Source organism: Luteimonas sp. J29 (genome assembly GCF_000472505.1).
In the GTDB taxonomy this organism is placed as follows: domain Bacteria; phylum Pseudomonadota; class Gammaproteobacteria; order Xanthomonadales; family Xanthomonadaceae; genus Luteimonas.
In genome coordinates, this window is the sequence record NZ_AWZR01000006.1 from 68,355 (window position 1) to 91,551 (window position 23,197).

Consider the following 23,197-nt stretch of genomic DNA (forward strand, 5'->3'; position numbering starts at 1 on the left):
GGTGTTTCACTTGTGAATATCCTGGCCGTCGAGGCGAGCGCGAGCGGTTCCCGGGTGCACCAGGGGCTTGCCGGCATCGCGACGCTGCTTGCGCGGACGCTGCCGGCCGGGGCATCGGTGGCCGTGGGCTGGCACGACCCGCTGCTGGGCAGCGGCACGTCGACCAGCGAGCGCGCGGGCAGCCGGCAGGTGCGGGCGGTGGAGGCGCTGCTGGGCGGAGCCGCGGCGTCCGGCGCCAAGGGCACGGAACTGAGCGACGCGTGGACCCTGGACGCGACCCGGATGGCGCTGGTCGTCGACGCCGGGGACGGACTGCCCGACGGCCTCCGCGACGGCTGGCTGGCGCTGGCCCGCAGCACCATCGACGCGACCTTCGCCAGCGCCCGCGCGCAGTCCCGGATCGAGGGCCTGCGCAAGTCCGAGCGCCTGCGCCAGGCCCTGTACCAGATCGCCGACCTGTCGGGATCCAACCTCGACATGCAGGAGATGCTGGCCCGCATCCACGCGATCGTCGGCACCCTGATGCCGGCCGAGAACTTCTACATCGTGCGCTACGACGACGTGCGCGACACGGTGCGGTTCCTGTACTTCGTCGACCAGCGCGACCCGTGGAAGGCCGACCCCGACCAGGAAATCCCGCTCTCGGACATGCCCAACAGCCTGACCGTGGCCATGCTGCGCCACGGCCGCCCGCTGCTGGGCCCGTCCGACCGGGTGCGGCGCATGCTCGGCGTCGAGCGCGACCCGGCGCACGGCCCGGACAGCGCCGACTGGCTCGGCGTGCCGATGCGCCGCGACGGCTACGTCGGCGGCGCGGTGGTGGTGCAGAGCTACGACCAGCCCGAGCGCTACACCCACGAGGACCGCGCCCTGCTCGAGTTCGTGGCCCAGCACATCCTCACCGCGCTCGACCGCAAGTCGGCGCGCGAGGAGCTCGAGCGCCGGGTCGAGGAACGCACCCGCGAACTGCAGCACGCCAACTGGGTGCTGGAGGCGGAGATCGTCGAGCGCGAGCGCGCCGAGCGGCTGCAGCGCGCGCTGTTCCGGATCAGCGAGCTGTCCACCACCGCCGGGAGCATCGAGCGCTTCTACGCCGAGGTGCACGGCGTCATCGACGAACTGCTCGACGCGCGCAACTTCTACATCGCCCTGCTCAGCGACGACGGCCGGCGCCTGGAGTTCCCGTATTCGGTGGACGAGCGCGACCCGGTGCGCAAGCCGCGCCCGCTCGGCCACGGCCTGACCGAGTACGTGCTGCGCACCGGCCGCGCGCTGCTGGTCGACCGCTACGGCATGGCCCAGCTCGAGGAAGCCGGGCAGCTGCGCAGCCACGGCTCGCGCGCGCACTGCTGGCTCGGCGTGCCGCTCTCGCGCGACGGCACCACGGTGGGCGTGATCGCGGTGCAGAGCTACACCGCCGGCACCGGCTTCACCACCGCCGACCAGGAACTGCTGACCTTCGTCGCCCACCACATCGACAGCGCGCTGGCGCGCAAGCGCGCCCAGGAGTGGCTCAAGGCCGCGCACGCCGAGCTCGAGTCGCGGGTCGAGGCGCGGACGCGGGAACTGGAGCAGGCCAACCGCGAGTTGCGCGCGCAGATCGGCGAGCGCGTGCGCGCGCAGCAGCGCCTCACCCACCAGGCGCGCCACGACCACCTCACCGGCCTGCCCAACCGGGTATTCCTGCTCGACCGGCTCGACAGCATGATGCTGGAGATGCACCAGGCCGGCCGGCAGCCGTTCGCGGTGCTGTTCCTCGACCTCGACCGGTTCAAGCTGATCAACGACTCGATGGGCCACGCCGCCGGCGACGCGATGCTGATCGAGGTCGGGCGCCGGATCCGCGGCGCGATCGGGGCCAGCGACATGGTGGCGCGGCTGGGCGGCGACGAGTTCGCGATCGTGCTCGATTCGGTCGCCGACGCCGACGCCGCCGACGCGGTGGCGGCGCGGATCCAGCAGAAGCTCGGCCGCTCGATGTGGGTGGCCGGGCGCGAACTGTTCCCCTCGGCCAGCATCGGCATCGCCCTGTGGCAGCCGCGCTACCGCCACGCCGACGAGCTGCTGCGCGACGCCGACGCGGCCATGTACCGGGCCAAGGCGCGCGGCCGCGACCGCAGCGAGCGCTTCGACGAGGAAATGCGCGCCGAGGCGATCCGCCTGCTCGACCTGGAGGCGGACCTGCGCCGCGCGATCCAGCGCGATGCGTTCGATCCCTACTTCCAGCCGATCGTGCGCCTGGCCGACGGCGCCGTGGTCGGGCACGAGGCGCTGCTGCGCTGGAAGCACGAGCAGCACGGCCACCTGCCTCCCTCGGAGTTCCTGCGAGTGTGCGAGGACAGCGGCCTGATCGAGCAGGTGGACTGGCTGCTGTACCGCCGGGTGGTGGACTGGATGGGCCGGCACCCGGACGGCTACGTGTCGATCAACGTCTCGCCGCGGCACTTCCACGCCGACGACTTCGCTGACCGCCTGCTGGAGATGGCACGCGAGGCCGGGGTCGATCCGCGGCGGCTGCGGATCGAGATCACCGAGGGCGCGCTGCTCGACGACGCCCCGCGCGCCGCGCGCATCCTGGGCACGCTGCGCGAGAAGGGCGTGGTCGCCCTGCTCGACGACTTCGGCACCGGCTTCTCGGCGCTGTCGTACCTGCACCGGTTCCCGATCCAGGCGCTGAAGATCGACCAGAGCTTCATCGCCGGCCTCGCCGGCGACACCCAGACCGAGAGCCTGGCCCTGGTGCGCGCGATCCTGGCGCTGGCCTCGACGCTCGGCATCGAGACCATCGGCGAGGGCGTGGAGACCGAACAGCAGCGCAAGGTGCTGGCCGACCTGGGCTGCACCTACGGCCAGGGCTTCCTGTTCGGGCGGCCGATGCCGCCCCGGGAAGGGCAGCGCCGGCGCGCCCGGCCGTCCGCGCTCAGCGTGCGATAGCCACGGGCGGTTCGTCCGCGGCGGTGCCCGCCACCAGCCGGCGCGCCCGCTCCACCAGGTCCACGAACTCCGCGCGCAGGCCCCAGCGGTCCTCGCCGCGCGACGCGCGCGCGGTCGCGGCGATGTCGCTCCAGTCCCAGTCGCCCAGGTGGGTGCCGCCGCGCAGCGCGTCGGCGAAGGCCGCGACGCTGGCGGCGAAGCGCAGGCTTGCCGATGGCGTCGTGCCGATCGCGCTGCGCAGGATCGGGGTTTCGACCAGGCGGCTGTCCGCCTCGTCCGGGCGCTTGTAGCGCAGGCGCAGGTGCGCCAGTTCGTTCGCCGCCGCGCCCCCCGCCGAAGGCGCCGCCGCGGTGCCGTAGCGCAGCGGCGGCAGGCGCTCTGCGCCGGAGCCGACCAGGGTGAGCTCGTACAGCGCGGTCACCTCGTGGCCGGCGCCGATGTCGCCGGCATCGACCCGGTCGTTGGCGAAGTCCTCGCGCGCCAGCATCCGGTTCTCGTAGCCGACCAGGCGGTACTCGGCCACGGTGGCCGGATTGAACTCGATCTGGATCTTCACGTCGCGGGCGATGGTGAGCAGGGTCGAGGACATCTCCTCGACCAGCACCTTGCGCGCTTCCTGCAGGGTGTCGACGTAGGCGTGGTTGCCGTCGCCGGCGTCGGCCAGGCGTTCGGCGAGGTGGTCGTTGTAGTTGCCGGTGCCGAAGCCGAGCGTGGTCAGGGCGATGCCCGACCTGCGCTGGTCGGCGACCATGGTCTCCAGCGAGCCGCCATCGACGGTGCCGACGTTGAAGTCGCCGTCGGTGGCCAGGATCACCCGGTTCACGCCGCCTTCGACGAAGGCGCGGCGGGCCATGGCGTAGGCCAGGCGGATGCCGTCGCCGCCGTTGGTGCTGCCGTGTGCCTGGAGTCGGTCGAGCGCAGCCAGGATCTCGTCCTTGCGGTCGCCGGGCGTGGGCGGCAGCACCAGGCCCGCGGTGCCGGCATAGGCCACGATCGAGACGCGGTCCTGCGGACGCAGCTGCCCGGCGAGTCCGGAGAGCGCCCGCTTGAGCAGCGGCAGCTTGTCGTCCGAGTCCATCGAACCCGAGGTGTCGACCAGGAACACCAGGTTGGCCGGCGGCAGCACGTCCTTCGGCACGTCGTAGCCCTTGATGCCGACCATCAACAGGTGCCGGCGCGCGTCCCACGGCGCCGGCGCGACCTCGGTGGTGACCCGGAACGGGGTTTCGCGCGACCCCGGCGCCGGATGGCCGTACGCGAAGTAGTTGATGAACTCCTCGGCGCGCACCGCGTCGGCCGGCGGGCGCATGCCGCGCCGCAGGAAGCCGCGCACGTTGCTGTAGCTGCCGGTGTCCACGTCGATCGAGAAGGTCGACACCGGCTGCTCGGCCGTGCGCTGCACCGGATTGTCGCCGGGTCGCTCGTAGCGGTCGGTCACCGCCGGCGGCGAGGACGGGTGCGGAGCGTAGGCGACCGGTGGCGGAGGCGGCGCGGGCGGAGCGAACGAGTCCATCGCGGACGCAGGCGCGGCCCTCCTGCTCGCGGCCTGGCTGCGTTGCAGCTGGCGGATCTCGGCCTGGCGCGCGCGCATCGCGTCGTGGGCGGCGGCCGCAGCCACTCCGGGTTCGCCCGGCGCGGCGACCTCAATGCCGGAGGTGGACGGCGGCGTCGAACGGCAGGCGGTGGCGAGCAGGGCGGTGGCGAGTGCGGCGGCGAGGGCGTTGCGGATCATGACCGGTCTCCCGTTGGGGTCGGGAACGGCAAACGGCCGACCGGGGCGAACGGGGTTCGACCCGCGCGCGGCACCGGCCCGGTCAGACGGGCAGGGCCTGCACCCGCGACAGCAGCCGCTCGAACACGGCGAACACGTCGGCATCGAGCTGGTGGCCCACCGCTTCCCCGAGCCGGCGCATCGCGGCCCGCGCCGGCATCGGCGCGCGGTACGGACGCCGGCTGGTCAGCGCGTCGAAGGCGTCGACCACCGACAGCACCCGGCACTCGAGCGGGATCTGCGTCCCGCGCAGCCCGTCGGGGTAGCCCGAACCGTCCACCGCCTCGTGGTGGTGGCGGATCAACCGCGCCACGCGCGTGGCGTCCTCGCGCGCCGTGGCCAGGAACAGGCGCTCGCCGCGCGCGGGATGGGTGCGCATCACGTCCCAGTCCCGGGCCTCGAGGGCGCGGTTGGCCAGCAGCACGCCATCGGGAATCCCGATCTTGCCCACGTCATGGAAGCGCGCGGCCAGGGCGAGGTCGCCCAGCGCCTGCGGGCCGAGGTCGCAATGGGTGCCGAGCAGGGCAGCCAGCTGGCTGACGCGGCCGCAGTGGGCGTCCGTGTCGGGGTCGCGCTGGTCGAGCGCGGCGGCGAGCACGTCCAGTGCGGCATCGTCGACGGACGGCGCGCCCGCGCATGCGGCGGGGAGGACTACGGACATCGGGGCGGTGTGGGTGGGGCGTGCGGGGGTGACGAAGCGGAGCCGCGCAGCGAACCGTCGCATTGCCGACATCGACCCGCGCATTCTACTGCGCCGGCCATGGCGTCGTCGGCCGGGGATAATGCCGGCATGCCCGCCCTCCGCCCGCCCGCCATCGCCCTGATGGGACCCACCGCCTCGGGCAAGACCGCGCTCGCGCTGGAGTGGGCCGGGCGCCATGGGGGCGAGATCGTCAGCGTCGATTCGGCGCTGGTCTATCGCGGCCTGGACATCGGCGCGGCCAAGCCCGACGCCGCCGAGCGCGCCCGCGTGCCGCACCACCTGCTCGACCTGCGCCAGCCCTGGCAGGCCTATTCGGCCGCGGAGTTCGCCCGCGACGCGCGCGCCGCGATCGAAGACATCGTCGCCCGCGGCCGCCTGCCGGTGCTCGCCGGCGGCACCGGGCTGTACTTCCAGGCGCTGCTGCGCGGACTCTCGCCGATGCCCGAGGCCGACCCGCCGACCCGCGCCGCGATCGCGCGCGAGGCCGCCGGACGCGGCTGGGCGGACATGCACCGGGAGCTGGCCGCGGTCGATCCGGTCGCCGCCGCGCGGATCAAGCCCGGCGACCCGCAGCGCATCCAGCGTGCGCTGGAGGTGTACCGGCTCAGCGGGCGTCCGATCAGCGAGTGGCAGCGCGAGGCCGCCCCCGCGCCGCGGCTGCCGGTGCGGGTGCTCAAGCTGGTGGTCGCGCCGGACGACCGCGCGCGCCTGCACGCGCGCATCGCCGCGCGCTTCGACGCCATGCTCGCGGCCGGGTTCCTCGACGAGGTGCGCGCGCTGCGGGCCCTGCCGGAACTGCGCGGCCACCCGGCGCCGCTCGACCTGCCGGCGATCCGCGCGGTCGGCTACCGCCAGGCCTGGGAGCACCTCGACGGCGCCACCGATGCGGCGCAGTTCCGCGAACGCGCCATCGCCGCCACCCGCCAGCTGGCCAAGCGCCAGCTCACCTGGCTGCGCGGCGAACTCGACGCACTGTGGTTCGACCCGGAGCGGCAGCGGGCGGCGCTGGACGACGCGGTGGGCCGCTTCCTGGGCCGCGGCTGAACCCCGCGCCGGCGCACGCGCCGCCCGGTCCATCCGCGCCCGCGGCGCCCCGTGCCGCGCCGTATGCGGGTTTTGTGAACCCGGCCGCCCGCCGAAACCCCGGTTGTGTACCATCGGGGATGCTGCCGCCGCGGGGGATGTTGCGGGTCGGGCGGCGCTGCCGGGAACCCGCGACCGTGCGCCGGCAGCCCACAACAATAACCAAGCTGGGGAAACACCATGTCCAAGGGGCAATCCTTGCAGGATCCTTTCCTGAACGCGCTGCGGCGCGAACGCGTGCCGGTGTCGATCTACCTCGTCAACGGCATCAAGCTGCAGGGGGTGATCGAGTCCTTCGACCAGTTCGTGGTCCTGCTGCGCAATACCGTGAGCCAGATGGTCTACAAGCACGCCATCTCCACCGTGGTGCCGGCGCGCAACGTGCGCGTGGGGCCGGGCGGCGGCGTCGTCCAGGCTTCCGGCGAGAACGGGGAGTCGCCGGCCGAGACCGCCTGAGGCGCCCGCGGTTGAAGTCGGGGCCGGCGGCCTCCATGTCCGGTGACTGAGCCAACCGCCGAGCCCCGATGCCGACCCAACTGTTCGAACGCTCCCGCAAGGGCGAGCACGCGCTGCTGATCCAGCCCCATGCCGGGGGCGCCCCCGACGATGCCGAACTCGAGGAGTTCTCCGAGCTGGCGCGCTCGGCCGGCGCGACCGTGGCCGGCGTCGTCACCGCGCGCATCGACCGGCCCAACCCGGCGACCCTGGTTGGCAGCGGCAAGCTCGAGGAGATCCGGGCGGTGTGCGAGGCGACCGGCGCCGACCTGGTGCTGGTCAACCACCCGCTCACTCCCGGCCAGGAACGCAACCTGGAAAAGGCGCTGGAGCGGCGCGTGGTCGACCGCACCGGCCTGATCCTCGACATCTTCGCCCAGCGCGCCCGCAGCCACGAAGGCAAGCTGCAGGTCGAACTGGCCCAGCTCAAGCACATGGCCACCCGCCTGGTGCGCGGCTGGACCCACCTGGAGCGCCAGCGCGGTGGTTCGATCGGCCTGCGCGGTCCCGGCGAGACCCAGCTCGAGACCGACCGCCGGCTGCTGCAGAAGCGCATGGACATGCTGCAGAAGCGGTTGGAGAAGGTCGAAGTGCAGCGCGGCCAGATGCGGCGCGCGCGGGTCCGCAGCGAACTGCCGCGGGTGGCCCTGGTCGGCTACACCAACGCCGGCAAGTCCACCCTGTTCAACGCCCTGACCGGTGCCGGCGCCTACGCCGCCGACCAGCTGTTCGCCACCCTCGACCCCACCGTGCGCCGGGTGGTCCTGCAGGGCCGGCCGCTGGTGCTGGCCGATACCGTCGGTTTCGTGCGCGACCTGCCGCATGAACTCGTGGCGGCGTTCCGCTCGACCCTGAGCGAGGCGCGCGAGGCCGACCTGCTGCTGCACGTGATCGACGCCGCCGACCCGCTGCGCGAGGAGCGCATCCAGCAGGTGGACGCGGTGCTGGCCGAGATCGGCGCGGGCGACATCCCGCAGCTGCTGGTGTTCAACAAGATCGACCGGATCGAGGGCGCGCAGGCGCGCCGCGACCTGCCCGAGCCCCTGGCCGCCGAGGCAGGCGCCGGGGCCGTCCCCGGCGGCACCGTGGCCCTGGCCCGCGAGCGGGTCTGGATCTCGGCGCGCGACGGCCTTGGCCTCGACCTGCTGCGCGACGCCCTCGGCGAGCGCCTGGCCAGGGGCCGCGTGGTGGGCGAACTGGCCCTGCCGCCGGATGCCGGCCGCCTGCGCGCGCGCCTGCACGCGCTCGACGCGGTGCGCGACGAATCCCACGACGAGCACGGCTGGAAGCTGCGCGTGGACCTGTCCGAGGCCGACGCCGCACGCCTGGCCACGCTGCCCGGCGGGGCGGCGCTGCGTCCGCTGCTGCCGGAGGTGGCCGCGGACTCCCTGTAAACTAGCCGTCCCGCCGCCCGCGGAACCACGGGCCACGGCCGCGCCAGAAGGCGCCCCGTGGCCGGGCCACCGCGCCGCGACGGGGCAGACGCACCGCCGGGCCAGTCCGGCGGCGCGCCCATCCCGACTGGAGCAGGCATGGCCTGGAACATCCCCGGCAAGAACAACGACGAGCGCCCCGGCAACCAGGGCCGCAATCCCTGGCCCCCCAGGCGGCGCCGCGGCAGCAACGGCCTCGGCGACTTCGGCGACCGCCTGCGCGGGGTCTTCGGCGGCGACGGCGGCGGCAGCCCGCTGCGCTGGATCGCGATCCTGCTCGTGGTGTGGCTGGTCTTCAACTGCTTCGTCCTGGTCGGCGAGCAGCAGCGTGGCGTGGTGCTGCGCTTCGGCGAGGTGGCCCGGGTGATGCAGCCCGGCCCCAACTTCAAGCTGCCGTGGCCGATCGAGACGGTGGAGAAGGTCGACGCCACCAGCGTGCGCACCTTCACCAACACCCTGCCGGTGCTGACCCGCGACGAGAACATCGTCATCGTCTCGTTCAACGTGCAGTACCGCGTCAGCGACCCCGAGCTGTTCCTGTTCGGCACCCAGAACGCGATCCGCGTGCTCGAGCAGGTGTCGCAGAGCGCGGTGCGCGAGCAGATCGGCCGCGCCGACCTGGACACCGCGCTCAACGCGCGCGGGCCGCTGTCGGTCGCCGCCTCGACCGCGCTGCAGGCCTCGCTCGACGCCTACCGCACCGGCCTGGTGGTCACCGAACTCAACCTGCAGGACGCGCGCCCGCCGGAGGAGGTCAAGCCGGCCTTCGACGAGGTCAACAGCGCCCAGCAGATGAACGAGCGCCTGGTCAACGAGGCCCGTGCCTACGCCGCGCGCGTGGTGCCGGAGGCGCGAGGCGACTCGCAGCGCCTGCGCACCACCGCCGAGGGCTACAAGACCGCGGTCGTGGCCCGCGCCACCGGTGACGCGCAGCGCTTCACGATGCTGCTCGACGCCTACCGCCAGGCGCCCGACGTCACCCGCCGCCGCCTGTGGCTGGAGACGGTCGAGCAGGTGCTGGCCGAGAACCGCAAGGTGGTCGGCGGCGACGGACGCCAGCTGATCTACGTGCCGATGACCCAGCCCGCCGGGCAGTCCGGCAGCCGCCGCGACGACAGCCAGCCGCCGGTGCTGCCGCAGGAAGTGATCGTGCCGCAGTCCGGCGCGACGCCCGACGCCGCCCTGCCGCGCCCGACCCGCGGCGCGCGCGCCGAAGGAGGTAGCCGATGAGACTGAACCTCGCCATCCCCGCCGTCCTGGTGGCGGCGCTGCTGCTGCTCGGCTCGGTCTTCGTGGTGCGCGAGGGCCAGACCGCGCTGGTGCTCAACCTCGGCCGCGTGGCCCGCACCAACCTCGAGCCGGGCCTGCACTTCAAGATCCCGCTGGTGGAGACCGCGCGGGTGTTCGACCGCCGCTTCTACGCCTCGGACTTCTCGCCCGAGCGCTACCTCACTTCCGAGCGCAAGGACGTGAGCGTGGACTTCGTGGCGATCGGCGTGATCAGCGACGTGGCCGACTTCTACCGCGCCACCGGCGGCAACATGGACATCGCCAACGACCGTCTGGCGCCGATCATCAAGGACTCGATGCGCAACGAGATCAACGCCCGCACCCTGCAGCAGCTGGTGTCGGGCGAGCGCGCCGAGATCATCGCCAACCAGCTCGAGGGCATCAACAAGGCCGCCGCGACGCTGGGCATGCGGGTGATCGACATCCGCCTCAAGCAGATCGACCTGCCCACCGACAGCGACGTGATCTCGCAGGTCTACGACCGCATGCGCGCCGAACGCCGCCAGGTCGCCTCGCGCCTGCGCGCCGAGGGCGAGGAGCAGGCGCGGATCATCCGCGCCCAGGCCGACCGCGAGCGCACCGTGCTGCTGGCCGAGGCCGAGCGCGACGCGCAGCGGCTGCGCGGCGAGGGCGATGCCGAGGCCACCCGCATCTACGGCGAGGCCGCCCAGCGCGACCCGGCGTTCTACGCGTTCCAGCGCAGCCTCGAGGCGTACCGCAACGCGTTCGAGAATGGCGAGTCGGTGATCGTGCTCGAGCGCAACGACCCGTTCCTGCAGTACATGCGCAGCGACCGCTGACGCGCGCCTCCGCCTCCCCGGCCGGGGAGGCCGGCCGGGACGGCGCCGCCGGCGCCGTCCACGGCGCCCATCTGCTCCGCCAACCAGGACCCGACCCGTGAAAGACCTCTGGGCCGCCCTCTGCCTCGTCGCCGTCCTCGAAGGCCTGATGCTGTTCGTCGCCCCCGGCGGCTGGAAACGGGCCGCCGAGCAGATGCTGGCCCTGTCCGACGCCCAGGTCCGCCGGATCGGGGGCGTGGTGCTTGCCCTCGGGCTCGTAGCGCTGTATTTCGTGCGCCACTGACGCGGCACTGGCCCCGGGGCCGGGAAACCCGGATAATGCGCAAAAGCCGGAGGGGCCCGATCCACGCGAGACGGTCCCCCGGCTTTTTCCATGCTTGCGCCCAGCGGTGCCGGACCGGCGTCGCCGGGCCTGGTGAGATCCACTCGAAGTGGTCGCGGCCCGGGGTCGCTTCTACAGGAGTCTTGCGGAAATGGGACAGTCGGTCGTCGTGTTGGGTGCCCAGTGGGGCGACGAGGGCAAGGGCAAGATCGTCGACCTGCTCACCGAGGAGGTGGGTGCGGTGGCGCGCTTCCAGGGAGGCCACAACGCCGGCCACACCCTGGTCATCGGCGGCCACAAGACCGTGCTGCACCTGATCCCGTCCGGCATCCTGCGCCCGGACGCGCTGTGCATGATCGGCAACGGCGTGGTGCTGAGCCCGGCCGCGCTGCGCAAGGAGATCGACGAGCTCGAGTCCAACGGCGTCGAGGTGCGCTCGCGGCTGAAGATCAGCCCGGCCACGCCGCTGATCATGCCGTACCACATCGCCCTCGACCAGGCGCGCGAGAAGGCCGCCGGCGGCAAGGCGATCGGCACCACCGGCCGCGGCATCGGCCCGGCCTACGAGGACAAGGTGGCGCGCCGCGGCATCCGCATCGCCGACCTGCACTATCCGGAGCAGCTGGCGGAGAAGCTGCGCGCCGCGCTCGACTACCACAACTTCGTGCTCACCAAGTACCTGGGCGTCGAGGCGGTCGACTACCAGGCCACGCTCGACGAGGCGCTGGCCTTCGGCGAGTACATCGAGCCGATGAAGTACGACGTCGCCGGCCTGCTGCACGAGCTGCGCAAGGCGGGCAAGCGGGTGCTGTTCGAGGGCGCGCAGGGCGCGCTGCTCGACATCGACCATGGCACCTATCCCTACGTCACCAGCTCCAACACCACGGTCGGCGGCGCGCTCGCCGGCACCGGCGTGGGCGCGGATGCGATCGACTACGTGCTCGGCATCGCCAAGGCCTACGCCACCCGCGTGGGCGGCGGCCCGTTCCCGACCGAACTCGACGACGAGATCGGCCAGGGCCTGCGCGACCGCGGCGCCGAGTACGGCGCCTCCACCGGCCGGCCGCGCCGCTGCGGCTGGATGGACATCGTCGCGCTCAAGCGCGCGGTGGCGATCAACGGCATCACCGGCCTGTGCATCACCAAGCTCGACGTGCTCGACGGCATGGACAAGCTCAAGGTGTGCATCGCGTACGAGTACCGCGGCAAGCGCACCGAGTATGCGCCGCTCGACGCCGCCGGCTGGGAGGAGATCACCCCGGTCTACCTCGAGTTCCCGGGCTGGGAGGAGAACACCCACGGCATCACGGAGTGGGACCACCTGCCGCCCGCGGCCCGCGCCTACCTGCGCGCGCTGGAGGAACTGGCCGGCTGCCCGCTGGCGATCGTCAGCACCGGCCCGGACCGCGACCACACCATCGTCCTGCAGGATCCGTTCGCCTGACCGGAACGCGGGCGGGCGTCGCCGCCCGCCCGGCTTGAACCGCGACTGAGCGCCGTCCGCCGGGCCACGCGGCCGCGTCCCCGGCTCACGCGGCCACAACGGGCCCGCTGGTCCACTTCCCCGGTGGCCAGCCCAGCACCCGCATCCAGACCGACCGAGACGCTCGAAGCGCGTTCGCGTGCCCGGCTGGGCCAGGGGCTGCCGCTTCCAGGACGCGGCGACACGCTCGGGCGCTGGCGGGCGCTGGCGGCGATCGGGGCCGAGGACCTGGCCCTGGCCAAGGTCCTGGAGGCGCACCACGACGCGCTGGCGATCCTGGCCGAACTCGATGCCGGGCCGCCGCCGCCCGGCACCCTGCTGGCGGTCTGGGCCGCGGAAGGCCCCGAGTCCACGGTCACGCTGCGCGAAGGCCCGGGCGGGCCGCGCCTGACCGGGCGCAAGCCCTGGTGCTCGGGCGCGCGCTTCGTCGATGCCGCCCTGCTCGCCGTCCGGGAGGGCGAGCAGCGCCAGCTGGTGCTGGTCGACCTGCGCCAGCCCGGGGTGCGCGTGCCGCCCTCGGGCTGGGACGCGGTGGGCATGTCCGCCATCGAAAGCGGACCGGTCGATTTTGAATCGGTGCCGTGCCGGCGCATCGGCGCGCCCGGTGCATACCTCGCGCGACCCGGCTTCTGGCATGGCGGCGCCGGCGTGGCCGCGTGCTGGCTGGGCGCGGCGATCGCGATCGCGCAGCGCATGGCCGATCCCGCGCGGGTCGAGCGCGATCCGCACCTGGCGGCCGCGCTCGGGCGCGTGGACATGGCGCTCGGTGCCGCAGCCGCGCTGCTGCGCGAACTGGCCGCGCGCATCGACGCCGACCCCGGCGAGCCGCACCTGCGCGAAGTGGTGCGCCTGCGTTCGGTGGTCGAGCGCGCCGGCCACGACGTGCTCGATGCCGCCGCCCGCACCATGGGGCCCGGGCCACTGTGCCTGGACCGCGAGCATGCGCAGCGCTGCGCCGATCTTTCGGTCTTCGTGCGCCAGAGCCACGCCGACCGCGACTGGGCCGCGCTCGGCCGCGAAGCGGCCATGCGGGAGGCGCCTTCGCGATGGGCGTTGTAGCGCTGCCGCGCATCGTCGGGCTGGGCCGGCGCGAGGCCGACTGGCGCCGCTCGCGCTGGCTGGCCGCGCTCGACGAGCGCACGCCGGCGGAACTGCTGCTGGGCTGGCAGCGGGTGGTGCTGGTGTCGCCGCACCCCGACGACGAAACGCTTGCCTGCGGCGGACTGCTGCGCGCGGCCGGCGCGATGGGGCTGGACGTCCATCTCGTCTCGGTGACCGACGGCGAGGCCTGCTACCCCGGTAACGCGCGCTGGACACCCGAGCGCCTGCGTGCGGTCCGCAGCAGCGAGGTGGCGCACGCGCTCGCCGCCCTCGGCGTGCGCGCGCAGGTGCACCGCCTCGGACTGCCCGACGGCGACGTCGACGGCCACCGCGAAGCGCTTGAAGCGACGCTGCGATCGATGTTGCGCCCCGGCGACCTGGTGCTCGCGCCCTGGGAGCAGGACGGGCATCCCGACCACGACGCCGTCGGCCACGCCGCGATCGCCGCGGTCGCCGGCAGCGACGCGCGCCTGCTGCGCTACCCGGTCTGGGCCTGGCACTGGCTGCAGGCCGACGCGCGCCAGGCGCCGTTCGAAGCGGTGCGCATGCCGCTGCCCCACGCCACGATCGCGCGCAAGCAGCGCGCGATCGCCTGCTTCGCCTCGCAGCTCGGCCTCGGCGTCCCCGGGGTCGCCAGCCCCGTGCTGCCGCCGCATGTCGTCGAGCGCTTCGAGCGCCCGTTCGAGGTCTATCTCACGTGAGCCTGGCGCGCTACTTCGAGCAGCTGTGGCAGGGCGGGGACGATCCGTTCGGCTACCGCAGCCGCTGGTACGAAGCCCGCAAGCGCGACCTGCTGCTGGCCACGCTGCCGCGACCGCTGTTCGAACGCGGCTGGGAAATCGGCTGCGCCAACGGCGAACTGACCCGCGAGCTGGCCGGGCGCTGCCGGGCCCTGCTCGGCACCGACCTCAACCCCCGCGCGGTGGCCGTGGCGCGCGAGCGCTGCACCGGCCTGCGCCATGTCGAACTGCGCTGCATGGAACATCCGCGCGAATGGCCCGACGGCCGGTTCGACCTGGTCGTGGTCGGAGAGATGGGCTACTACCTCGACGACACGGCGCTCAAGGCTTTCGCCAACCGGATCGAGACATCGCTCGAACGCAACGGCGTGCTGCTCGCCTGCCACTGGCGCCACGGCTTCGACGCGCGTCGGAGCGACACCGTGGGCGTGCACGCGCGCCTGGCCGCGATCCCCGGCCTGCACCGTATCGCCCACTACCGCGACGGCGACTTCCTGCTCGACTGCTGGAGCGGCGACGCCACCTCGGTGGGCCAGCGCGAGGGCCTGCGGTGATCGGCGTGCTGGTGCCTGCGCACGACGAGCAGGCGCTGATCGCCGGCTGCCTGCGTTCGATCCTGGTCGCCGCTCGCGCGCCAGGGTTGCGCGGCGAGCCGGTGCAGGTGGTGGTCGCGCTCGACGCGTGCAGCGACGGCACCGCCGACATCTGCGCCGCGATGGGCGTGCGCACCGTGTCGCTGGACGCGCGCTGCGTCGGCCGGGCGCGCGCCGCCGCGGCGGCGCTGCTGCTGGAGCAAGGCGCGCGCTGGCTTGCCTCCACCGATGCCGACAGCCAGGTGCCGCCCGACTGGCTCGCCGCGCAGCTCGCCTGCGGCGCCGACGCGTTCTTCGGCACCGTGCGCGTCACCGACTGGCTCGACTTCGCCCTGCGCGTGCGCGACGCCTTCCACGCCGGCGAACACCACGTCGACGGCCACCCGCACGTGCACGGCGCCAACCTCGGCGTGGCCGCGCACGCCTATCGCGCGGTCGGCGGCTTCCCGCCGCTGCCGGCCCACGAGGATCGCGCCCTGCGCGACGCCCTCGACCGCGCCGGCTTCGCCGTCGCCCGCCACGCCCAGCCGGCCGTCACCACCAGCGCCCGACGCGACGCCCGCGCCCGCCACGGCTTCGGCGACTACCTGCTGTCGCTCGAAGCGGCGGCCTGATCCCCGGGCATTCGCCCCCTCCCCGCAGCGTCCTCCACTTCCTCCCCGGCTGGCGGGGGAGGGGCGGGGCGTTTGGCCCGTCGGGGAGAAGGGCGCTGCCGGCCTTTCGCACCCGCGACTGGCCCGCGCCCTGTCCGGCGTGCACGCGGGCCCGGCCGAACGCTGGCCGCTGGGGCGACCGGCGCAAGAGGCCGGCATGTCGCGCAGCACCTTCGCCTTCCACGCAGTAGTCGCACCACCTCCGCCGACCAGGTCCTGCACAGGCGCCTGGGCCGCGCCGCCGCGCGCCTGCGCAGGGGCAGGGCGGCCACGGCCGTGGCGCCGGTGTCGGGGTTGGCGGACATGGCCGCGCTGTCGAAGGCGTTCCCGAGGCGGTCCGGGGTGTCGCCGAGGGGATGGATGCGGGAGGGAAGCTGGCGCCGACGTCCCAAGGACCGCGAGACCAGGGCCGGCCGTCCCAGCTTTTGCGACGCGGCCGGGGCAACATTCCGGCATCCACAGGGGAAAACCGCATGAGCCACGACATCCAGCCACTCGCGCGCGTAGTGGACGCGATCGCCTTCGCCGCCCACGCCCACCGCGCCCAGCGCCGCAAGGACGCCGACGCCACGCCCTACATCAACCACCCGGTCGCCCTGGTGCGCATCCTCGCCGTCGAGGCCGGCATCGACGACCCCGACGTCCTGTGCGCCGCCGCCCTGCACGACTACCTCGAGGACTGCTGCGGCCGCGACGGCCAGCCCAGCCCCGAGGAGGGCCGCCGCCAGCTGCGCGACCGCTTCGGCGAGGCCGTGCTTGCCTACGTCGAGGCCGTCACCGACGACAAGACCCTGCCCAAGGCCGAGCGCAAGCGCCTGCAGGTGGAACACGCCCGCCACGCACCCCACGGCGCCCGCCTGGTCAAGCTTGCCGACAAGATCGCGAACCTGCGGGACCTCATCGAGTTCCCGCCGGCCGATTGGCCGGCGTACCGGCGGCGGGAGTACTTCGAGTGGGCGGCTGAGGTGGTTACCCAGTTGAAGGGAACGCATCAGGCATTGGAAAACCTGTTCGAGCACCTGGTGGCATTGCGGCCGAGAGGTGCTGGGCTCTGATCGGAGCGGAACCTGCTGATTCCAGTCCGGTGCCCGTCCGACTGCGGTGACAGATGACAAGGCCTAACGGCAGAACGTGACGGGCAGCGTCAGACTGGCTGACGGATCCCTGACAGGCCCTGCCCGACGTCGTGGCACAGGTTTTGCTTGGTCCTCTCCGCCAACTATCGGGGAGGTGTTCCTATGGGTGCTCTCATGGAAGAGCTGATCCGCAGTCTGTCTGCCCAGACTGCGACCGACGTCTTCATTCTGCTCGTGATCGGCGTTTTCGCAGTCGCGGTGTTCCAGGCGTCCAAGCGGAGGCATTCCAGGTTCCTGGTCCATGCCCCGAGCGTCATGACGTCCCTGGGCATCCTCGGAACGTTCCTCGGCATCGTCATCGGCCTGCTCGAATTCGATGTCAACGACATCGACGGAAGTATCGGCCCCTTGCTCGAGGGCATGAAGACGGCATTCCTGACCAGTCTGGTTGGAATGACGTTTGCAATCCTGTTCAAGGCGGTGGACGCCTGGAAGTTCGCACCGGAGCGAGAGGCTGCCAGTGCTCCGGACGAGGTTACCCCAGCCCATATTCTTGCCGCGCTGGACAGGCAGGGCGAGAGCCTGTCGGCCATCGCACAGTCGCTCTCCGCCTCGGAGGAAGGCTCGGTGGTCGGTCAGCTCAAGATGGTTCGCGCTGACCTCGGTGACCACGCCAATCGGGCGAGATCGGAGCGTCAGCAGTTCCAGGAGAAGTTGTTCCGGCAGATGGAGGACTTCGCCAAGATGCTGTCGGAATCCGCCACCAAGGTCGTGATCGAGGCCCTCCAGCAGGTCATTTCCGACTTCAACCGGAATCTGACCGAGCAGTTCGGAGAGAACTTCAAGGCGCTGGATGAGTCGGTCAAGAAGCTCGTCGTGTGGCAGCAACAATACGCCGTTCAGGTTGAGCAGATGGGGCAGCAGTTCGCGCTGGGGGTCGAGGCTCTCCAGACGACAGGCGGTGCGATCGGACAGATCAAGGAAGACTGCGCACGCATTCCTGCCTCGATGGACGAGCTGCGAGAGGTCATCGAAGTCAATCAGCATCAGATCCGCGAACTTCAGCGCCACCTCGAGGCATTTGTCGCCATGCGGAATGAGGCCGTGTCCGCCGTGCCGGAGATTCGTGCGCAGATCGCGAACATGGTCGAGTCGCTGGACGAGGCTGCTTCGGATATGTCGACCGCGCTGACAGATCGTTCGGAGCAGTTCGCGACGCATGTCGAGCGCAGCACGGTCGCCATGAACGAAATGGCCAATGCAGTCTCGAACGAGGCCGAGCGGATCGGAAAGGAACTGGCGGAGTCCGTTAGCGAGATGTCGGCAACGGCCAGGGAGATGGTGCGCTCCCTGGAGAAGGCCTCGCAGGATGTGCATGAGCAAATTACCGCCTGCACTGAAGAAATGGCCGAGCTCATCCGGAGAGAGACGACTCGCGTCCTGACGGGCGTCGAGCAGCAGGTTGTCGCTGCGGTCGACAGGACCGGTGAGGCGGTCAACACGCAGCTGGAGGCTCTGGATCGGGCCGTGGCGCAGGAGCTGGAACGGGTGTTCAATCGTTTCGGACGGTCGCTTGCACAGATCTCGGATGGGTTCACCAATGACTATGCGTCGCTTGTGCAGCGTCTTTCCGAGCTGGCCAGGGTGGCGTCGTGATGCGTGCCGACATGTCCCAGATCATCGGCGACAATCCCGTCGGAGAGACGGACTCCGACCACTGGCTCAGTGTGTCGGACCTGATGTCAGGCCTGATGATCGTATTCCTGTTCATCGCCATCTCGATGATGCACTTCGTGCGAATCGAGCGTGACAGTATCAAGGAGATCGCGATGGCGTATCGCGATACCCAAGTGAGTCTTCACCGGGATCTGCTGGCGGAGTTCGGAGAGGACCTGGACCGATGGCAGGCCGAGATCGACGAGCAGACGCTGGAGGTCAGGTTCCTGAATCCGGAGATGCTTTTCGACAGCGGAAGAGCCACCATCCGGCGTCCGTTCCGGGACGTGCTCTCCAATTTCGTACCTCGATACATGGCCGTGATTCTCCGGTACAGGGATCGGATCGAGGAGGTTCGCATCGAGGGTCACACGAGCAGTGACTGGGCGCGGGGTGTCTCCGTGGACAATGCCTACTTCAACAACATGGGCCTATCGCAGGCGCGCGCCAATGAAGTGCTTCGGTACGCCTATGAAGTAACACCTTCGGATGAGGATCGCAGTTGGATGCGGGCGGCAGTTGCGGCCGTGGGGTTCTCCTCGGCCCGTCCGGTAATAGCGCCCGACGGGAGCGAGGATGTCTATCGCTCGCGAAGAGTGGCGTTCCGCGTGGTCACCGACTCCGAAACGCAGATCAAGCGCATTATCAACGACCGGCCTGGCAGGTGAGCCATGCGTTTGGACGTCGACTTCAGTGCGATCGAAGCGATCGCCGCTCGGTTCAGGTCCGAGCGAAAGTTCGAGATCAAGTCCGATGACGAGATGCCTCTGGAGCGTATCGACATCGAACTTGTGAAGGGTATCGAGATCCAGCTGTCCGATCTCGAGAGTGTCGACGGTTTGCTCGCCTACAAGGGCCGCCATGTCATTCTGTACATCCGCGACCACGCGGGCGGCTTCGACGACGCCATCCGGGATCCCGAGAATGGGAAGAGGTTCCACGTTGCGGACTGCGAGACCTTGGAATACATGCGGTCCCAGGGGAGATTCGAAAGGTACGTCGTCACCCAATCGACGACTGGTGACTTTGAGATCTCTGGAACCAGCTATGCGACGGGGCGGATCGCAAGTGGCGTCGCTCGTCTGAAGGTCTGCAAGAATTGCCTGCGAAAGCTCAATTATGATTCGTACGCACTTGCTCGGAGTTCTGAACGGAACAAGAAGCGTGATGCCTTCGATCTGCTGAAGTTCTTTGAAACCTATAGCACAAGATTCCGCCAGCTTCCGCGCGGCCTGGCCGACAGGCAGGAAGCGTCGGGGTACAGCCCATCGTGGCCGGAAACTTCAAGAAGGCTGCGCGAGGCGGCGTCCTTCACGTGCGAGGGCTGCACGGTTAGTCTTAGAGACCATCCGGAGCTGCTGCATGTCCACCACGTGAACGGCATCAAGAACGATGACAGGCGCTCGAATCTCCGCGTGCTTTGCAAGGATTGTCATCGGAAGGAGCCCATGCACGGACACATCTTCATCTCCAGAAAGGAGATGAGCATCATCACGCGGCTCCGGACCGAGCAAGGCGTCAGGCCGCGAGACTGGGAAGAGGCCCTCAGGCTGGCCGATCTCGCCATGCGCCCGACTATGGAGGTGGCACGGCATCAACAGTGGGGAGTACCCGAGTTTGATGTGGAGGTGCCGAGCACCAGGGGCCGAAGCCGGCTCGACGTGGTGTGGAAGGAGGACAGGCGTGCGATCGTGTATGAGAAGCCGTCCGAGCAGATCCCGGGATGGAGGATCGACACGGCCGGCGCCTTGCTCGACGAGCTGTCGTCGTCCCTGCGAGGTTGAAGCTGGCTAGGCGGCCGACCATTCCACGGAAAGTTCTTCCGCCTGCCTGAGGACGATTTCGGTCGCCTCCTCCTGCTTGTCAGGCGGGTACTTGTAGCGACGCAGGAGGGTCCGGACCATGACGCGCAGCCTGGCGCGCACTGTCTCGCGCTTGGCCCAGTCGACTGTGACGGAGTTGCGCAGGCTCTGTGTCAACTCGACGGCGATTCTCCTGAGGATTTCGTCCCCGAGTTCGCGAACGGCAGACTCATTGGCCGCCAGCGCATCGTAGAATGCGACTTCGGCCTGGTTGAGTCCCAGGCGTTCGCCGCGCTGGGCGGCTTCCTGGAACTTCTTGGCCATCTCGATCAGTTCTTCAATGACCTGGGCGGTCTCGATGGCACGGTTGCGGTAGCGGGTCAGGCTTTGCTGCAGCAGTTCGGAGAACTTGGTGCTCTGGACCACGTTGGTCTTGAAGCGTGACTTGATCTCGCCCTTGAGCAGGCGCTCCAGCAGCTCGACCGCCAGGTTGCGCTCCTTCATCTGGCGCACGTCTTCCAGGAACTCGTCGGACAGCACGCTGATATCCGGCCGTTTCAGGCCGGCGGCCGAGAAGATGTCGATGACCTCGTCGCTGACGACCGCGCGGCTGATGATCTGCCGCAGCGCATGCTCCTTCTGCTCGTCGGTCAGCTTCCTGTCGGTGCCGGCGTGCTTGGTCAGCGCTGCCTTGATCGCCTCGAGGAAGGCCAGCTCGTCGCGATAGGTCAGTGCCGCATCCAAGGTGCAGCACAGCGCGAAGGCCTTGCTGGCGGCAAGCACGGCGTCGGCGAAGCGCTTCTTGCCGTCTTCCAGTCCAAGGATGTGGTTGGCGACGGTGGGGAGCAGCTTCCAGGCATTGGTCCTGAATCCGGAATAGTCGACGCCGTGCAGCATCGAATGCAGCACGTCCATCTGCTCCTGCAGCACGGCCAGGGCTTCGTGCGCATCGATGGTGGGTTTGCCGCGGCCATGGGCCTGCGTGTAGCTCGCCAGGGCGGCCTTCAGCTCGTTGGCGATACCGATGTAGTCCACGACCAGGCCGCCAGGCTTGTCCTTGAACACCCGGTTCACGCGAGCGATCGCCTGCATCAGATTGTGGCCGCGCATCGGCTTGTCCACGTACATGGTGTGCAGGCAAGGCGCGTCGAATCCGGTCAGCCACATGTCGCGGACGATGACGAGCTTGAACGGATCGGAAGGGTCCTTGAAGCGCTTCTCCAGCTGCTTGCGGATGTCCTTGGTGTAGATGTGCGGCTTCAGCAGCGCCTTGTCCGAGGCCGAGCCGGTCATCACGATCTTGATGGCGCCCTGCATCGGGTCTTCGCTATGCCACTCGGGGCGCAGCGCGACAATGGCGTTGTACAGGTGGACGCAGATGTCGCGGCTCATGGCCACGACCATGGCCTTGCCGTCCATTGCGGTCAGCCGGTTCTCGAAGTGGTTCACGATGTCGGAGGCCACCTTCTGGATCCGCGGCGGCGCGCCGACCAGCTGCTCCAGTGCGGCCCAGCGGCGGAGCCGGGCGACCCTGGACCTCTCGTCTTCTTCGTCTTCGGTCAGCTCGTCCACCTCATCGTCCAGCTGGCTGACGTCCTCATCCTTCAGATCCAGCTTCGCGAGGCGGCTCTCGTAATAGATCGGCACGGTGGCGCCGTCACGCACCGCCTGCTCGATGTCGTAGATGTGGACGTAGTCGCCGAAGACGGCGCGGGTGTCGCGGTCGTCCATGCTGACCGGGGTGCCGGTAAAGGCGACGAAGGTGGCGCCGGGCAGGGCATCGCGCAGGTGCTGCGCATAGCCGTAACGGACTGTGCTGCCTCGCGGGTAGGGTGGCGTCGCCTCGGCGACCTTGCGTGCCTCGCCGTCGTTCGCCGCGGGCCCTGCCTCCTTCAGGTCTGTAGGGACAAGGCGCGCCTCGAACCCGTACTGGCTGCGATGGGCCTCATCGCAGATGACCACGATGTTGGAACGTTCCGAGAGCACGGGGAAGGTGTCTTCGTCCTCGCCCGGGGTGAACTTCTGGATCGTGGTGAAGATGATGCCGCCGGAGGGGCGGTTGGCCAGCAGGCGCCGGAGCTCGGGGCGGGTATCGGCCTGCACCGGGGTCTCGCGCAGCATCTCGCTGGCGGCGGCGAACACGCCGAACAGCTGGTTGTCCAGATCGTTGCGGTCGGTGACCACCACCAGGGTTGGATTGCCCATGCCGGGGTGCGCCATCAGCGTACCGGCCAGACAGGTCATCTCGATGCTCTTGCCCGCGCCCTGGGTGTGCCAGACCACGCCGCCCTTGCGCGTTCCGCCGGGAGCGGAAGCCTTGAGCACGCTTTGCACGACGGCACGTACCGCGTGGAACTGGTGGTAGGCGGCGATCTTCTTGACCAGCCGGCCGTCGTCCTCGAACAGGACGAAGTGGCGGATGTACTCCAGCAACAGGTCGCGCTGGAACAGACCATGCACCAGGGTCTCCAGCTCGCACATCGGGCCGAGCGGGTCCGTGGTCACGCCGTCGATGGTGCGCCAGGCCATGAAGCGCTCGCGATCGGCGGTCAGCGAACCCATGCGGGCCTGGACGCCGTCGCTGATGACTTGCAGCACATTGCTGTGGAACAGCTCGGGGATGTCCTCCTGATAGGCCTGCAACTGGTTCCAGGCGGCCCAGATGTCGGCGTCCTCGTCGCCGGGGTTCTTCAGTTCCACCACCACCAGCGGCAGGCCGTTGACGAACAGCACCACGTCGGGGCGCCGGGTGAGCTTGGGACCCTGCACGCTGAACTGGTTGACGGCCAGCCAGTCGTTGGCGGCCACGTTTTCGAAATCCAGGAGCCGGACCCGGGCGCCGCGGGTCTCCTCATTCCTCTGGAACTGCACCGGCACGCCGTCCACCAGCCAGCGGTGCAGCTGGCGGTTGGCATTGGCCAGGCCCGGCACGTTCGGGCTCAGCACCTGGCGCAGCGCGTCGTCGCGCGCACCGGGTGGGATGTCCGGATTGAGCCGGGCGATGGCGTCGCGTAAACGGCCCGCCAGGATCACTTGCCGGTAGGTGTCTCGTTCGGTGCCGGGCGTCCTCGCATCAGGCGGGGAAATGTCGGGGCCGTGGGCGATGTTCCAGCCAAGCGCCGACAGCCACCGCAGGGCGGCCTGTTCCACCATGTCCTCATTGAGAATCATGCCATCCCTCGCGTGCCCCCTGCGTCGTGCT

At 70.4% G+C, this 23,197-nt stretch carries 19 protein-coding genes; 16 read left to right on the plus strand and 3 right to left on the minus strand.

Going from position 1 to position 23,197, the window contains the following annotated elements; genetic code table 11:
- Positions 1-12: 12 nt before the first annotated feature.
- Positions 13-2,934, plus strand: coding sequence for an EAL domain-containing protein (locus LUTJ29_RS17210; RefSeq protein WP_232221201.1), 2,922 nt, complete (start codon positions 13-15; stop codon positions 2,932-2,934).
- Here LUTJ29_RS17210 and LUTJ29_RS0111135 read toward each other — a convergent pair.
- Both LUTJ29_RS0111135 and LUTJ29_RS0111140 read right to left on the minus strand, forming a co-directional pair.
- On the minus strand, positions 2,921-4,666 hold the full coding sequence (locus LUTJ29_RS0111135) for a VWA domain-containing protein (RefSeq protein WP_027072580.1): 1,746 nt from the start codon (positions 4,664-4,666) through the stop codon (positions 2,921-2,923). The genes LUTJ29_RS17210 and LUTJ29_RS0111135 overlap by 14 nt on opposite strands.
- A gap of 82 nt (positions 4,667-4,748) precedes the next feature.
- On the minus strand, positions 4,749-5,366 hold the full coding sequence (locus LUTJ29_RS0111140) for an HD domain-containing phosphohydrolase (RefSeq protein ID WP_027072581.1): 618 nt from the start codon (positions 5,364-5,366) through the stop codon (positions 4,749-4,751).
- A gap of 129 nt (positions 5,367-5,495) precedes the next feature.
- Here LUTJ29_RS0111140 and miaA point away from each other — a divergent pair, with 129 nt between their 5' ends.
- From miaA to LUTJ29_RS0111215, 15 genes are all read left to right on the plus strand, one after another.
- Complete coding sequence (gene miaA, locus LUTJ29_RS0111145; protein WP_027072582.1) at positions 5,496-6,452, plus strand: tRNA (adenosine(37)-N6)-dimethylallyltransferase MiaA; 957 nt, start codon at positions 5,496-5,498, stop codon at positions 6,450-6,452.
- A gap of 219 nt (positions 6,453-6,671) precedes the next feature.
- A complete protein-coding gene (hfq, locus tag LUTJ29_RS0111150) occupies positions 6,672-6,947 on the plus strand; it encodes an RNA chaperone Hfq (protein WP_027072583.1) in 276 nt (91 codons plus the stop codon).
- A gap of 80 nt (positions 6,948-7,027) precedes the next feature.
- Complete coding sequence (gene hflX, locus LUTJ29_RS0111155; RefSeq protein ID WP_027072584.1) at positions 7,028-8,380, plus strand: ribosome rescue GTPase HflX; 1,353 nt, start codon at positions 7,028-7,030, stop codon at positions 8,378-8,380.
- Positions 8,381-8,518: 138 nt separating this feature from the next.
- Entirely contained in the window at positions 8,519-9,649 is a 1,131-nt protein-coding gene (gene hflK / locus LUTJ29_RS0111160; RefSeq protein WP_027072585.1) for an FtsH protease activity modulator HflK, read from the plus strand.
- Entirely contained in the window at positions 9,646-10,509 is an 864-nt protein-coding gene (gene hflC, locus LUTJ29_RS0111165; protein ID WP_027072586.1) for a protease modulator HflC, read from the plus strand. Before hflK ends, hflC begins: the two co-directional genes overlap by 4 nt.
- 97 nt (positions 10,510-10,606) lie before the next feature.
- Positions 10,607-10,792: a DUF2065 family protein gene (locus tag LUTJ29_RS0111170; RefSeq protein ID WP_027072587.1), complete on the plus strand. Its 186-nt coding sequence runs from the start codon at positions 10,607-10,609 to the stop codon at positions 10,790-10,792.
- Positions 10,793-10,982: 190 nt separating this feature from the next.
- The gene (locus tag LUTJ29_RS0111175; RefSeq protein WP_027072588.1) at positions 10,983-12,275 is read left to right on the plus strand and encodes an adenylosuccinate synthase; all 1,293 of its coding nucleotides are present in this window, start codon (positions 10,983-10,985) and stop codon (positions 12,273-12,275) included.
- Positions 12,276-12,398: 123 nt separating this feature from the next.
- Positions 12,399-13,373, plus strand: a complete 975-nt coding sequence (locus tag LUTJ29_RS0111180; protein ID WP_027072589.1) for an acyl-CoA dehydrogenase family protein — start codon at positions 12,399-12,401, stop codon at positions 13,371-13,373.
- A complete protein-coding gene (locus LUTJ29_RS0111185) occupies positions 13,361-14,116 on the plus strand; it encodes a PIG-L family deacetylase (RefSeq protein ID WP_027072590.1) in 756 nt (251 codons plus the stop codon). The genes LUTJ29_RS0111180 and LUTJ29_RS0111185 overlap by 13 nt, the downstream gene beginning before the upstream one ends.
- Complete coding sequence (locus LUTJ29_RS0111190) at positions 14,113-14,709, plus strand: class I SAM-dependent methyltransferase (protein WP_027072591.1); 597 nt, start codon at positions 14,113-14,115, stop codon at positions 14,707-14,709. The genes LUTJ29_RS0111185 and LUTJ29_RS0111190 overlap by 4 nt, the downstream gene beginning before the upstream one ends.
- The gene (locus tag LUTJ29_RS0111195) at positions 14,706-15,362 is read left to right on the plus strand and encodes a glycosyltransferase (RefSeq protein ID WP_027072592.1); all 657 of its coding nucleotides are present in this window, start codon (positions 14,706-14,708) and stop codon (positions 15,360-15,362) included. The genes LUTJ29_RS0111190 and LUTJ29_RS0111195 overlap by 4 nt, the downstream gene beginning before the upstream one ends.
- A 512-nt stretch (positions 15,363-15,874) precedes the next feature.
- Entirely contained in the window at positions 15,875-16,456 is a 582-nt protein-coding gene (locus tag LUTJ29_RS0111200; RefSeq protein ID WP_027072593.1) for an HD domain-containing protein, read from the plus strand.
- A gap of 195 nt (positions 16,457-16,651) precedes the next feature.
- The gene (locus tag LUTJ29_RS0111205) at positions 16,652-18,133 is read left to right on the plus strand and encodes a MotA/TolQ/ExbB proton channel family protein (protein ID WP_144774164.1); all 1,482 of its coding nucleotides are present in this window, start codon (positions 16,652-16,654) and stop codon (positions 18,131-18,133) included.
- An 11-nt stretch (positions 18,134-18,144) separates the two neighbouring features.
- Positions 18,145-18,861, plus strand: a complete 717-nt coding sequence (locus tag LUTJ29_RS0111210) for an OmpA family protein (RefSeq protein WP_027072595.1) — start codon at positions 18,145-18,147, stop codon at positions 18,859-18,861.
- Positions 18,862-18,864: 3 nt separating this feature from the next.
- On the plus strand, positions 18,865-19,977 hold the full coding sequence (locus LUTJ29_RS0111215; RefSeq protein ID WP_027072596.1) for an HNH endonuclease signature motif containing protein: 1,113 nt from the start codon (positions 18,865-18,867) through the stop codon (positions 19,975-19,977).
- A gap of 6 nt (positions 19,978-19,983) precedes the next feature.
- Here LUTJ29_RS0111215 and LUTJ29_RS0111220 read toward each other — a convergent pair whose 3' ends face one another.
- On the minus strand, positions 19,984-23,166 hold the full coding sequence (locus LUTJ29_RS0111220; RefSeq protein WP_027072597.1) for a type I restriction endonuclease subunit R: 3,183 nt from the start codon (positions 23,164-23,166) through the stop codon (positions 19,984-19,986).
- Positions 23,167-23,197: the final 31 nt, after the last annotated feature.

Coding starts and splice junctions, on each gene's coding strand:
- LUTJ29_RS0111135 (WP_027072580.1), bottom strand. CDS start 4,666: ATGATCCGCAACGCCCTCGCCGCCGCACTCGCCACCGCCCTGCTCGCC.
- LUTJ29_RS0111140 (WP_027072581.1), bottom strand. CDS start 5,366: ATGTCCGTAGTCCTCCCCGCCGCATGCGCGGGCGCGCCGTCCGTCGAC.
- miaA (WP_027072582.1), top strand. CDS start 5,496: ATGCCCGCCCTCCGCCCGCCCGCCATCGCCCTGATGGGACCCACCGCC.
- hfq (WP_027072583.1), top strand. CDS start 6,672: ATGTCCAAGGGGCAATCCTTGCAGGATCCTTTCCTGAACGCGCTGCGG.
- hflK (WP_027072585.1), top strand. CDS start 8,519: ATGGCCTGGAACATCCCCGGCAAGAACAACGACGAGCGCCCCGGCAAC.
- hflC (WP_027072586.1), top strand. CDS start 9,646: ATGAGACTGAACCTCGCCATCCCCGCCGTCCTGGTGGCGGCGCTGCTG.
- LUTJ29_RS0111175 (WP_027072588.1), top strand. CDS start 10,983: ATGGGACAGTCGGTCGTCGTGTTGGGTGCCCAGTGGGGCGACGAGGGC.
- LUTJ29_RS0111185 (WP_027072590.1), top strand. CDS start 13,361: ATGGGCGTTGTAGCGCTGCCGCGCATCGTCGGGCTGGGCCGGCGCGAG.
- LUTJ29_RS0111200 (WP_027072593.1), top strand. CDS start 15,875: ATGAGCCACGACATCCAGCCACTCGCGCGCGTAGTGGACGCGATCGCC.
- LUTJ29_RS0111205 (WP_144774164.1), top strand. CDS start 16,652: ATGGAAGAGCTGATCCGCAGTCTGTCTGCCCAGACTGCGACCGACGTC.
- LUTJ29_RS0111210 (WP_027072595.1), top strand. CDS start 18,145: ATGTCCCAGATCATCGGCGACAATCCCGTCGGAGAGACGGACTCCGAC.
- LUTJ29_RS0111215 (WP_027072596.1), top strand. CDS start 18,865: ATGCGTTTGGACGTCGACTTCAGTGCGATCGAAGCGATCGCCGCTCGG.
- LUTJ29_RS0111220 (WP_027072597.1), bottom strand. CDS start 23,166: ATGATTCTCAATGAGGACATGGTGGAACAGGCCGCCCTGCGGTGGCTG.